This window comes from Actinoplanes sp. NPDC049802, assembly GCF_040656595.1.
Taxonomy (GTDB): domain Bacteria; phylum Actinomycetota; class Actinomycetes; order Mycobacteriales; family Micromonosporaceae; genus Actinoplanes.
Genome location: NZ_JBFAMR010000134.1, coordinates 1 through 11,971, shown reverse-complemented (window position 1 = coordinate 11,971; position 11,971 = coordinate 1). Strand labels below are relative to the sequence as shown.

The 11,971-nt window shown below is 70.7% G+C and carries 9 protein-coding genes; 1 reads left to right on the top strand and 8 read right to left on the bottom strand.

Annotated elements, in window-relative coordinates; translation table 11 throughout:
- Window positions 1-1,080: 1,080 nt before the first annotated feature.
- The 6 genes from AB0I88_RS40065 to AB0I88_RS40040 all read right to left on the bottom strand — a co-directional run bounded on the left by AB0I88_RS40065 (window position 1,081) and on the right by AB0I88_RS40040 (window position 7,860).
- Complete coding sequence (locus AB0I88_RS40065) at window positions 1,081-1,521, bottom strand: hypothetical protein (protein WP_361037331.1); 441 nt, start codon at window positions 1,519-1,521, stop codon at window positions 1,081-1,083.
- 107 nt (window positions 1,522-1,628) lie between these two features.
- Window positions 1,629-2,843: a hypothetical protein gene (locus AB0I88_RS40060; protein ID WP_361037329.1), complete on the bottom strand. Its 1,215-nt coding sequence runs from the start codon at window positions 2,841-2,843 to the stop codon at window positions 1,629-1,631.
- 51 nt (window positions 2,844-2,894) lie between these two features.
- Complete coding sequence (locus AB0I88_RS40055) at window positions 2,895-3,938, bottom strand: hypothetical protein (protein ID WP_361037327.1); 1,044 nt, start codon at window positions 3,936-3,938, stop codon at window positions 2,895-2,897.
- Complete coding sequence (locus AB0I88_RS40050) at window positions 3,928-4,590, bottom strand: sugar transferase (protein ID WP_361037325.1); 663 nt, start codon at window positions 4,588-4,590, stop codon at window positions 3,928-3,930. The genes AB0I88_RS40055 and AB0I88_RS40050 overlap by 11 nt, the downstream gene beginning before the upstream one ends.
- A gap of 25 nt (window positions 4,591-4,615) precedes the next feature.
- Window positions 4,616-5,872 (bottom strand): nucleotide sugar dehydrogenase, encoded by a 1,257-nt coding sequence (locus AB0I88_RS40045; protein ID WP_361037323.1) that lies wholly within the window; start codon window positions 5,870-5,872, stop codon window positions 4,616-4,618.
- Window positions 5,873-5,934: 62 nt separating this feature from the next.
- Window positions 5,935-7,860 carry a nucleoside-diphosphate sugar epimerase/dehydratase gene (locus tag AB0I88_RS40040; RefSeq protein ID WP_361037321.1) on the bottom strand — a complete coding sequence of 642 codons (1,926 nt, stop codon included), beginning with the start codon at window positions 7,858-7,860 and terminating at the stop codon, window positions 5,935-5,937.
- Window positions 7,861-8,320: 460 nt separating this feature from the next.
- Between AB0I88_RS40040 and AB0I88_RS40035 the strand changes: the two genes are divergently transcribed.
- Window positions 8,321-9,514, top strand: a complete 1,194-nt coding sequence (locus tag AB0I88_RS40035; RefSeq protein WP_361037319.1) for a glycosyltransferase — start codon at window positions 8,321-8,323, stop codon at window positions 9,512-9,514.
- Here the strand turns inward: AB0I88_RS40035 and AB0I88_RS40030 are convergent.
- Window positions 9,429-9,932 carry a VanZ family protein gene (locus AB0I88_RS40030; RefSeq protein WP_361037317.1) on the bottom strand — a complete coding sequence of 168 codons (504 nt, stop codon included), beginning with the start codon at window positions 9,930-9,932 and terminating at the stop codon, window positions 9,429-9,431. The two genes, AB0I88_RS40035 and AB0I88_RS40030, sit on opposite strands and share 86 nt — an antisense overlap.
- 106 nt (window positions 9,933-10,038) lie before the next feature.
- Complete coding sequence (locus AB0I88_RS40025) at window positions 10,039-10,644, bottom strand: response regulator transcription factor (RefSeq protein ID WP_361037315.1); 606 nt, start codon at window positions 10,642-10,644, stop codon at window positions 10,039-10,041.
- Window positions 10,645-11,971: the final 1,327 nt, after the last annotated feature.

The window sequence follows — 11,971 nt, the reverse complement described above, 5'->3', positions numbered from 1 at the left end:
CCCGTAGCGGGTGTGACGACACCCGTTGCGGGTGTCACGTCTGCGGAACACAGATAGCCGAAATCCGTGTCCCGTCTCCCCGGACGGGGACTCGTCTCCGCGGCCAGCCGGTGACCGTGATGGTGGTCGCGTATGGCGGCCGGTCGATGCCGAACTCTGGAGTTCAAGGGGGCAGCGTCAGCAGCGGTCGCCGAGGAGCCCTCGCGGGCCGGCCGGGTCACTTCGCCGGTCTTGCTCAGCGACGAGCACCGCCGTTCACACAATGCCGTCCACATACGCAACCACCGCAGCGGACGAGTCTTCACCGGTCTTGGACCGCCGACCACCGACCACCGATCGCCGTCGACCGCCGACCACCGATCGCCGTCGCCGTCGCCGTCGCCGTCGCCGTCGCCGGTCATCGAACCCCTGATCCACGTCCGGTGTCCGCTACCCCGCACCCGCGTCGTGAGGCCTGACGGCCCGGGACTGAACCGGATACACGCTCAAGCAAGTCTCTACTAACAAGCCAGCAGGATCAGCTCTGATGCTGATGGCCGATTGTTCTCCGTGCCTTCCCGCGGCCGGTAGGTGCCGGCCGGCGCGCACGTAAGGCTCTGCGTGGTCGTTCACGGGTGTCACAGCGGCGGTCCGGGCACACGATCGGTGCGCTGTGCACGCCCACCTGACCGGCACGGGCGGGCGAAAGCGAGGGCGAGGGCGAGGGCGAGGGCGAGAGATTTTGCCAGCAGGGACAGATCCCTTTAAAGACCCGAAGTCAGTCAGAGCTTGGGTCAGACCCCGGCGCGGGAGGTGCACATGAACATCATCTATGTCAGCGCTGCCTCAACAGCGCCGAGACCGCCCTGACGGCCAGCCGGGATCGCCCGCGCTCAAGCCCGGCGGGCGCGGCACGGCCAGGACCCGGCAGGAGTTCGCGGGTCTTCCACGGCAGAGCACCGACGGCGTACTGAAAAGGAGGCGAAAGAAGACGTCCTGGCGCACGCACGACGGGGTCTTCGGCGCGCGCGCCGCGAAGGTCAGGCGGGAAAGACGTCCCCGGCCGGGGCGCGGCCGGGGACGTGGGCGGAGCGAGGCTGGTCAGGCGGTGTGGATCAGGACACCGCCGCGGGTGGGGGCGGGCTCGGTCTCGGCCAGGGTGACGTGGGTACGGACCGGTTCGCACGGTATCGGCGCGGCGCCCGCACCGGCGGTGGGCCGGGGGCGGCGCGGGTGGAGGTCGCCGGCGCTGCCGCCGCGGCCGGGATGGATGATCAGGCCGTTGACCGGGTCGGGCACGGCGTCGAGGGCAGCCTGCACGGCGGGCAGCTCCCGGAAGGCGAGCCAGGCCTCGGCGTCCTTGAAGGCGATCTCCAGGACCAGGCCCCAGCGGAACTCGTGCCAGGACCACTGCTGGGCACCGTGCGAGACGGCCGCCGACAGCAGCACCTGCTCGTGCGAGTCGCGCCAGCGCGCGGCCGACGAGCGCGGCCCGTCCAGGATCTCGATCGACCACCACTGCAGATTCACATCGACCACCACAGCTCAACGATGGTGCCGATGCTACTGCGGCGGGCCGGTGGGCAGGGCGGATTCGGCACATCGCGCGCCGAAGTTGGCATCTGTCGCGTGGCCCCGGTGGGACGGGATCAGGCCGCGTGCGAGCCGGAGCGGCGGGCGGCCGGGAGGGCGGCGTGCCGTCGTGCGGGAAGCCGGCGGGCCCGGCGCAGGCCGGTCCGGGACGTCCCGGTGGTCCGGGCCTCGGGCAGTTGCGGGCCGGCCCAGGCGGGGATGGCGCCGGGCGGGCTGAGGGTGCGGTCCGGGGGGATCCACAGCGGCTGCGGCGTGATCGGCGATCCCCACCACAGAATCGTCCCGTAGCCGCGGACGAGCGGCGGCTGCAGCGCCGGCCAATACGCGTCGGCGGGAATGGCGAGCCGCCACGCCTCGGCCGGGACCAGCGCCATCCCGGCTCGAGGTGGCGGCACCGCCACGGCCGTCCCGGCGGTGGCGAACGCGGGCTCGTCGCCGGCCGGGGCGACGGCCGCGGGCGCCGACGCCAGCACGATCGCCGCTCCGACGGTGACCACGCCGGCGGCGAGGGCGGCCCACTCCCAGCCGGGTCGGACGGTGTCGCCGATCAGGGTGAGCGCGATGATCGACGGCAGCACCACCTCGCCGGTCCAGTGGACCGCGGTGACCCGGCCGACCTCGCCGCCCTGGAGCGCGCTGGCGTAGAGCAGCATGCCGGTCAGCGCGAACAGGATCATGGTCCAGGTGACCGGCTCGGTGACGACCGCGACGACGGCGGTGGACGCCTGCCGCATCTGTTCGTCGGGGAACTGCAGGGCGCGGCCGGAGATCGCCGCGCCGCCGAGCGAGAAGCCGCCGATCATCGCGATCAGGCCGGGCCGCCCGGTCCTGGTGGCGCCCCAGCCGAGCAGCCACAGGCACAGCAGGGCGGCGACCAGGCCGATCCGCACCCGGGTGGACGGCAGCATCTCGTGCTGCTGGCCGGCGGAGAGCGCCAGGACGCCGAGGGCGGTGGTGGTGCAGACGATGGCGGCCACGTCGCGGGGGCGCAGCTTGGAGCCGAGGAACAGCCAGGCGAAGACGGCGGTGACGGCGAGCGAGCCGGCCAGGACCGACTCGACCACGTAGACAGCGAGATGCTGGAGGGCGACGATGGCGCCGACCCAGGCGATGATGTCGAAGCCGATGCCGATCAGGTAGAGCGGGTGGCCGAGGGTGCTGGCCGTGCTGTGGCTGCGTTTGGCGCCGACGGCCTGCAGGATCGATCCGGTGGCGTAACTGAACGCCCCGAAGATCGCCATCCCCAGCGCGAACCAGCTCATGGAGGTCATCGCTCAACCCCCACAAGATCACGCTCAGTGGATCGATCGGTCACACTCGGATCATATGACCCCGAAAAGATCCATGCGAGCGAATCCTTCGATGGTCTCCGCGATGCGTCGCAGATCCCCCGGTCCGCAGCGATGGTCCACCGGGAGGGTGAGCATCCGCTCGGCCAGAGCGGCCGCTTCGTCGTCGCCGCTCCAGAACCCGGCCCGGTTCTGCCGCCAGTGCACGGGCGCGTAGATGCCGTGCCGGGCCAGGTGGGCGAGCAGCGCGTCGCGTACCTCCCCGGAGGGGCAGGTCAACTGGACGCGGAAGCCGTCGGAGGTGACCCGGCCGTCCAGGGCAGCCGCGATCTCGGCGGCGTTGCGGGCGCTCGCCGCGCGGATCCCGGCGATGTCGAGGAGCGGCAGCACCGCGGTCGTGAACGCGCTCGCCGCGGCCGTGCTGCCCAGCAGCCGGTGCTCGCCGCGCTGCTGGAGTTCCCGGAAGTGGTCCTTGGGGACCGGCCGCCCGTCCAGCCAGGCGGCCTTGAGCAGCATGGCGGTCAGTTTCAGCTCGGCGCCGCCGGAGCCCGGCCCGGACGGTGCGGGCAGGTCGAGCCCGCGCGGCGACCAGAGCAGGCCACCGTCCGGCAGCGGCAGCGTCTTGCGCAGCGACGCCACCGCGTACGCCGCCGTGCTGGCGCAGGCCCAGGCGCTGAACGGGTCGTGCGAATGGTCCTCGATCACCGTGACGCCCGGGTGCGCGCGCATCCACACGTCCCAGGCGGCGCCGTCGTCGCGCCCGAACAGGCTCTGTGCCAGCACCACGTCGCCGTCGGCGGGGCGCAGCGTGTCCCAGCGCGGCCCGCGACCGTCCGGCAGGTGCCGGTACCAGGCGATCGGGACCTGTGCGGCGAGCGCCTCGGCCACACCGGCGCAGAAGTAGGTGGGCATGTGCAGCCGGCCGGGCGCGAGCGAGCGCAGCAGCGAACTGATCGCGCCGCACCCGGTGGCGAACAGCGCCCGCCGGGTGGGCAGCCAGCCGGGCAGGCCGCCCCGCTCGGCGCTGAGCAGGGCGGCCGGGTCCCAGTGGAACTCCGAGCCGATCTCAGCCGACACGGCTGACTTCCTCGGCGGGCGCGGGTTCCGCGACGGCCTGCTGGCGGGTGATGTTGAGCTGGTCGACGTGGACCGGCGGCTCGCCCCGGTTCAGGCTGATCGCGGTCCGCCACATGATTCTCAGGTCGAGCAGGGGCGACCAGTTGTCGACGTACCAGCGGTCGAGGACGAACCGCTGCGCCCAGTCGATGTCGTCACGGCCGTTGACCTGTGCCCAGCCGGTGATGCCGGGTTTCACCTCGAGACGGCGGGCGTCCTCCGGCGAGTACTGGGCGACCTGCGGCAGCACGTCCGGGCGGGGGCCGACCAGGTTCATCTGCCCGCGCAGCACGTTGATCAGCTGAGGCAGCTCGTCCAGGCTGCTACGCCGCAGGAAGCGCCCGCACCGGGTGATCCGCGGGTCGTTCTCGACCAGGCCGAACGGGTCGTCGATGCCGAGTTCGGCGCTCATCGCCACCGAGTTGTGCACCATCGAGCGGAATTTGAGCATCCGGAACGGGACGCCGTTCCGGCCGGCCCGGTCCTGGACGAACAGGACGCCCTTGCCGTCGGCGATCCGGATCCAGGCGGCCAGGGCCAGCATCACCGGGGCGAGCAGGAGAAGCATGAGGAGAGCGGTCAGCCGGTTGACGGCGTTCCAGATCAGGCGCACGGTTTACCTCTTCTCTTGCGGCGAGCTACAGCGACTCGACGGCCGGACCGGCCAGCCGGCGCCGGGTGTCCAGCACGTAGGCGGCGTGCTCGAGGACCAGGTCCAGGTCGAAGGCGTCGTGGTCGGCGAGCAGCACCACGGCGTCGGCGGCGGCGATCTGGTCGGCGGTCAGCGGCACCATCTCGACCCGGCTGTCGACGTGGGCGTCCTCGACCACGTGCGGGTCGGCGGCCCGGACGTCCGCACCCATGTCCAGCAGCAGCGCGGCGACCCGGCGGGCCGGCGACTCCCGGGCGTCGCCGCTGTTCTTCTTGTACGCGAGCCCGAGCAGCAGGACCGTCGAGCCGTTGATCGCCTTGCGCCGCTGGTTGAGGGCGGCGACCAGCCGGCGCACCACGTAGTCCGGCATGTGGTTGTTGATGTCGTTGGCCAGCTCGACGAAGCGGAAGCTCTGGCCGAGGGTCCGCTGCACCCGCCACGACAGGTAGGACGGGTCGATCGGCAGGCAGTGCCCGCCGACGCCGGGGCCGGGCGTGAACCGCATGTACCCGAACGGCTTGGAGCTGGCGGCCGCGATCGCCTCCCAGACGTCGATGCCGAGGTCGTGCGCGTACACCGCGAGCTCGTTGACCAGGGCGATGTTGACGTGCCGGAACGTGTTCTCGAGGAGCTTGGCGAGTTCGGCGACCTTCGGGTCGGAGACCGGCACGGTCTGCTCGACGACCGAGGCGTAGAACGACTGGACCCGCTCCAGCGAGGCCGGGTTGATGCCGGAGACCACCTTCGGGGTGGTGGCGAGGTTCCACTCACGGTTGCCCGGGTCGATGCGCTCGGGGCTGTAGCCGAGGTGGAAGTCGACGCCGGCGATCAGCCCGGAACCCTCCTCCAGCAGCGGCGCGACCAGTTCGGTGGTGGTGCCCGGGTAGGTGGTGGACTCCAGCGCGACGGTGGCGCCCGGGCGCAGGTAGCGGGCCAGGGTACGGGCCGCGTCCTCGATGTAGCTGAGGTCCGGGCTGCCGTCGCGCAACGGTGTCGGCACCGCGATCACGGCGATGTCGAACCCGGCGCACGAGCGGGGGTCCGCGGACGGGTGGAACGAGCCGTCGGCCAGGACCCGTTGCAGATGTGCGGAGGAGACGTCGTCCACGTACGACTCGCCGGCGGCGAGCCGCTTGATCCGCTCGTCGTCGACGTCGAAGCCGACGACGGTGTGCCCGACCTCGGCCGCGCGGACCGCGAGCGGCAGTCCCACGTATCCCTGACCGGCGATGACGACCCGCATGGGTGTGTTCTCCTTCATCAGTTTCCGGGCCTTGCGGAGGCGGCGCCCGTAGCGCCTGTTCTTCACGGACGCCGGCCCGGCGGGACGGCGGCGGTCTCGGGACGGCGCTGTTTGCCGGCGATGACCGGGTGCGGCCGCTTCGGCAGCGCCGGGCTCTCCGCGAGCCAGTGCAGGACGGCGATCAGGTCCTCCCGCGGTGACGACGGGTCGAGCAGCGACAGCACGGCCCCGTCCAGCGGCGGCACCGGCGCCTGGGAGATCAGCGGGTGGTTGGGCCGGTGGTCCGGCTCGTCCGGCCCGAGCAGCACCTCGGCGAGTTTCTCGGCCGGCCGCAGACCGGTGTAGACGATCTGGATGTGCTGGTCGGCGGAGTCGGCGAGGCGCTTGGCTACGTCGGCGATGCGTACCGGCTCGCCCATGTCGAGGACCAGCACCTCGCCCTTGCTGTCCAGCGCGCCGGCCTGGATGACGAGCCGCACCGCCTCCTGGACGGTCATGAAGTAGCGGGTCACGTCCGGGTGGGTGACGGTGATCGGGCCGCCCGCCTCCACCTGGGCCGCGAACGCGGTGAGCACCGAGCCGCGGGAGCCGAGCACGTTGCCGAACCGGACGCTGCAGTACGTGCCGGTGGCCAGGGAGTCGGCGGCCGCGGTGAGCCGCTCGGTGATCCGTTTCGAGTAGCCGAGGACGCTGCACGGGTCGGCGGCCTTGTCGGTGGAGATGTTGACCAGCCGGTCGACGTTGTGCCGCATCGCGGTCTGCAGGATCTGGTACGTGCCGATGATGTTGGTCTTCAGCGCCTCGGACGGGTGCATCTCCAGCAGCGGCAGGTGCTTGAGGGCCGCGGCGTGGAAGACCACGTGCGGCTTGTGCTCGGCGAACACCTCGTCGAGGCGCTGCTGGTCGCGGATGTCGGCGACGACCAGGTTGCGGTCGTCGAGCTGGCCGCGGCCGTCCAGGGACAGCTGTACGGCGTGCAGGCCGGACTCGTCGCGGTCCAGCATCACCAGCTTGGCCGGGTTGAAGCGGGCCACCTGCCGGCACAGTTCGGAGCCGATCGAGCCGCCGGCGCCGGTGACCAGCACGCGGCGCCCGGAGAGGTAACCGGCGACGGCCTCCAGGTCGATGCCGACCTCGCGGCGGCCGAGCAGGTCCTCGTGGCTGACCGGCCGGATGTCCTCGACCCGGACGGTACGCCCGAACAGTTCCACCACCGGCGGAACCACCTTGAGGTCGACGTTGAGCGGCTGGGCGAGTTCGGTGAGCGCCCGGATCAGGTCGGCGCTGGCGCTGGGGATGGCGATCACCACGGCTTCGGCGCGGAACCGGCGCACCACGTCGGCCATGTCGTCGCGGTTGCCGACTACCGGCACGCCCATCACCCGGAACGTCCGCTTGGCGGGGTCGTCGTCGAGCAGGGCCACCGGCACGTACGGGCTGGAGGGGCTGCGCAGCATGGCCCGGATGACGGAGGTGGCGCCCTCCCCGGCGCCCATCACCACGACCCGGGCGCCGTGTTCCGGTGACGGCCGCAGCCGGCTGTCCTGCAGCGAGCGGACCAGATAGCGGATCCCGGCGGTGAGCACCAGCGCGAACATGCCGGCCGCGATGATCGCCGAACGGGGCACGAGCCGGCCCAGCACGGTGTCCAGGACCAGCAGCGCCGGCACGGTCACGACGGCGGTCTTGACCAGCGCGGCGATCTCCTCGAAACAGCCGTACGCCCAGCGCCCGGTGTAGAGCCCGAAGTTGATGCCGGCCGCGGTGTGCACGGCCGCCGCAACCGCGGACAGCGTCACCAGGCCGATGAAGTCGACTTCGCCGACGTGCCCGTCGTGCCGGAGCAGCGTGGCGATCAATAGCGCGGCGGCGAGCGCCGCCGCGTCGGTGGCCGCCCGTGCGGCGCGGCCGGGCAGGGCTCGGCGGTGCCACGGGACCGGGTGTGGGCCCGGGCCGCGCCACTCGCCGGGAGTCGCGTCGGCGCTCATGTCGCCGGACGCTCGTCGCCGTTCCTGCATGGATTCCCCCTCGTACGATGCCGGCGCGGCCGGCCGCGGATCCTTCGCTCGACAAGGAAAAACGAGTCGGCGCAAATGCATTTCCGGACAGTGAAATGCGGGCAGCGACTCGTCTGCGTTACGCCCTTTCGACCTTTCGCAAATTTAGCGTTCCAGTCAGCGAGGGCGGATTACAGTAGCAATTGTCATGGGCTACGCGAGTAAAACTCATGTTCGCCGTTCTATTGAGGACACGGCCTTGATCGGCATTTCCGCGAGATACTTACGGGCGGTCACGGGTGACCATTCGGCGGAGCATGTCATATCCACGATGAGAAGGACTCACCTTAGGCGTGACATCTGCGACTTCCGTTGCGACGCTGTTTCCGGCAGCGTCTTGGGCGCGGGTGTCGCAAGCGTTCTGTCGAGAATGCGACCGGGGGACAAAACGATGAGGGTGCTGCATGTGATCAGCACGCTGGAGCCGGGTGGAGCCGGACAGCAATTGCGGTTGCTGGTGCGCCGGCTGCCGTACGAGAGCGAGGTGGTGACGCTGTCCCCGGCCGGGGACACGGGCGAGCCGGACGGCGTCCGCGTGCACCGGATCGCCACGACACGCGACCACGACCCGGCGGCCGTACGGCGGCTGTGGCGGCTCATGCGCGCCGGCCGTTACGACGTGGTGCACACCCACCTCTACCGGGCGTGCGTGCAGGGCCGGATCGCCGCCCGGCTGGCCGGTGTGCCGATCGTGGTCGCGACCGAGCACCGCCTGTCCGCCGACAGCGTCGAGGGCCGCCGGTCCTCCCCCACGGTCCGCGCCCTCTACCTGGCCGCCGAACGGCTCGGCCAGGTCACCATCGCGACCTCCCCGGCGATCGCCGGCCGGCTGCGCTCGTGGGGCGTCCCGGAACGGCGGATCACCATGATCCCCAAGGCGATCGACGCCCGCGAGTTCCGGTTCGACCCGGCGCTGCGGGCGGTGGCCCGGGCCCGCCTCGGCGCCGAGCCGGGCGTGCCGGTGATCGGCGGGCTCGGCCGGCTGGAGCCGGACAAGCGGTTCGACCTGCTGATCCGCGCGGTCGCCGAGGTGCCGGACGCGCTGCTGCTGCTGGTCGGCGACGGCTCGGCACGCGCCGACCTGGAACGGCTCGCGGTGATCGAGGGCGTCGCCGACCGGGTGCTGTTCGCCGGCGCGGTCGCCCACCCACGGGAGATGCTCTGCGCCATGGACGTCTTCGCCTCACCCGACCACACCGCCTTCGGTACGGCCACCCTGGAGGCGATCGCGTCCGGGCTGCCGGCCGTCTACGGCTCGTGTCTGCCGCTGGAGGAGCGGGTGGCCGCCCGCGCCCGGGTGCCCGGCACCCACCGGCTCTCCACGGACCGCGAGTCGCTGCCACGGGCATTGCGCGCCGAGGTGCTCTGCCTCGCCGAACGGCGCGGCCGGCGGCTGCCGGCCCGGTCGGCCGGCGTGCGGTACGACGCCGACCACCTGGCCGCCTCGGTCGGCCGCCTCTACGAACGGATCGGCGACCGGCCCGGCCAGCGGCGCCGGGTCATCGCACCGCCACCGGGCTACCGCGGCCGGTTCGGTCGAAAGAACACTTTTCCACTGCCCGGCGGAAATGTGCGAAACGCATGAGACGGCGGAATACCAGATAACCGGCAACCGCGCCGAAGGTGTTCGACATCAGGTCGTGCACGTCCGCCCAGCGCTGGCCGTGCAGGGTCAGCAGCAGAAACAACTGGACCGCCTCGATACCGGCGCTCAACAGGAAGCCGGTGTTCACCACCGGGCCCCAGCCGCGCACCCCGAACACCATGTGCAGCAGGGCGCCGAGCGGCAGCGTCATCATCGTGTTCAGCACGAAATCGCGGCGGCGCATGTCCTCGATCGGCACCCAGAGGATCCGCTCCAGATCCGGGCCGCCGGCGCCCGGGCCCCAGGCGAGACTCAGCGGCAGCATCGTCGCGCCGAGAATGGCCACCGCATACCACCCGGCGAACCAGAACACCGCCAGCCGGCCCGGGGTCAACTGCCCACGGCGGCGCAGGAACACCGTGGAGACGATCATCAGGAGCACGCCCAGGGGCAGCAGAACGGGCAACGCCGGGATGTCGAGTCGATGGATTGGCATCGTTTCTCACGCTACCCGGGCGCTCCCGTCAACGGAGCCAGCCCTCCTTGCGGGCGATCCGGATCGCGTCGAGCCGGTTGCGGGCCCCGGTCTTGGAGATGATCGCGGACAGGTAGTTGCGCACCGTGCCGCCGGAGAGATACAGCCGGCCGGCGATCTCCTTCACCGACTCGCCCTCCGCGGCCAGACCCAGCACCTCCAGCTCCCGGGTGCTCAGGCCACGGTCGGTGTTCAGTGAGGCGGCCTGGAGCATCGGCGACACCACCCGCTCACCGCGGGCCAGGCGCCGCACCGCGTCCGCCAGCATCGCCGGGGACGTGTCCTTGACCAGGAAGTTCAGACCGCCGTTCCACCGGCGGGGCGGGAGCATGCCGCGTTTCGACGGATCGCACAGCAGCAGCATCGAGCAGGACGGGATCGCGGTGTGCAACTCGTCGGCTATCGGCAGGACCTGACTCACCATGTACTGCGTGTCGATCACCACGACGGCCGGCCACAGCTGGGCGGCGCGCGGCGCCAGATCGGCGCCGATCGGGAGGGTGTCGACGTAGTGCATGTCCGGTTCGGCCTCGAGGAACGCACGCACCGGGACACCGAAGTATCCCTCGTCTCTCACCACGACGACCCGGATCATCACACCACCCTTGCCGAGGGACGCCGGCTCGCGGCCGGTTCGTCGACCTGTCAGGAACGTTGGATGCACATACCTTTCTATCGCCCCGTGTCCATTCGGACGACCTCGGGTCGACAGATTTTCCATTGATCCGGGAAAACGTCTGTCCGCCCAGCTCAACACTAATACGTGCCAATGGCGATCTCCATCGGGCACACACTTAACGTAACGGTCCCGGGCACTCTGCGCACATAGTCATAGCCGATCGAACGAGTCAGGTGTGCCGGATCAACGAATCAGGTGGCCGAAATGACCGGGACATCGATCAGTTACTCACCGGAAACCTGGGCGATGTCCCGATTTTTCTGGACCAAAGGTACAGCGAGCTGATCGAATTTCGCCATTCCGATCACCTGAAAGTGATGACGGCTCCCCCACCGCAACCGGACCGTTATCCAGTCCATTCATGATCGATTCGAATCGGATCACGGGCCGCGCGACCGAAAAGGATTACCCCGTTCCTCCGAATGAGTGAAGCTCCACCGTTCCCCCTCCCGCGGTCGCCGTTCCGGCCTCACTCACGCTCCTCATCCGGTACGCGCCCCGCCGCCCCCGACCGCAACCACCCCGTCCCGCCGAGCCGCGCGATCATCTGCCACGCGAGGCCGTGACGCGACCGCCGGGCCACCTGCCCGCTCAAGGCCGTCGCCCATCCCGGCCGGCCCGGCCGATCTCGACCGGCGATCCCCGGCGCCGCCTCCGAACACCCGAGACAACCCCACGACCAGCCGGACCAGGTCGGCAGGGACTGCCGGATTTGGCTGGTCTTGTTCGACTGGTCGTGGGCGCTGCCCCTGCCGGCTCATCAATAGAGGCTCACTACCAGCGCATATCCGGCCCCGCTTCGCCAGGCCTCACGACGCGGGTGCCGGGTAGCGGAACCGGACCTGAATCAGGGCTTCGATAACCGGCGGTCGGCGGTCGGCGGTCAGCGGTCGGCAGTCGAAGACCGGTGAAGACCCGTCCGCTGCGGCGGTTACGCATGTACACGGCATTGCATGAACCGTGCGCTCGTCCCTGAGCAAGACCGGCAAAACGACCCAGCCGGCCGCGATGCCCCCTCGGCATCGCCGTTGACGCTGGCCCTGAATTCCAGCGTGTGGCGCCGGCCAGCCGTGGCACGCGACACCACCATCACGGTCACCGGCTGGCAGCGGAGACGAGTCCCCGTCCGGGGAGACGGGACACGGATTTCGGCTATCTGTGTTCCGCAGACGTGACACCCGCAACGGGTGTCGTCACACCCACTACGGGTGTCACGTTCTCCGAGCACACATCGCCCTGCACG

What these genes read in the sequence shown, in the direction of transcription:
- AB0I88_RS40045 (WP_361037323.1), bottom strand. Translation starts at nt 5,872, where the DNA reads ATGCGGGTCGTCATCGCCGGTCAGGGATACGTGGGACTGCCGCTCGCG.
- AB0I88_RS40025 (WP_361037315.1), bottom strand. Translation starts at nt 10,644, where the DNA reads ATGATCCGGGTCGTCGTGGTGAGAGACGAGGGATACTTCGGTGTCCCG.
- AB0I88_RS40040 (WP_361037321.1), bottom strand. Translation starts at nt 7,860, where the DNA reads ATGAGCGCCGACGCGACTCCCGGCGAGTGGCGCGGCCCGGGCCCACAC.
- AB0I88_RS40035 (WP_361037319.1), top strand. Translation starts at nt 8,321, where the DNA reads ATGAGGGTGCTGCATGTGATCAGCACGCTGGAGCCGGGTGGAGCCGGA.
- AB0I88_RS40060 (WP_361037329.1), bottom strand. Translation starts at nt 2,843, where the DNA reads ATGACCTCCATGAGCTGGTTCGCGCTGGGGATGGCGATCTTCGGGGCG.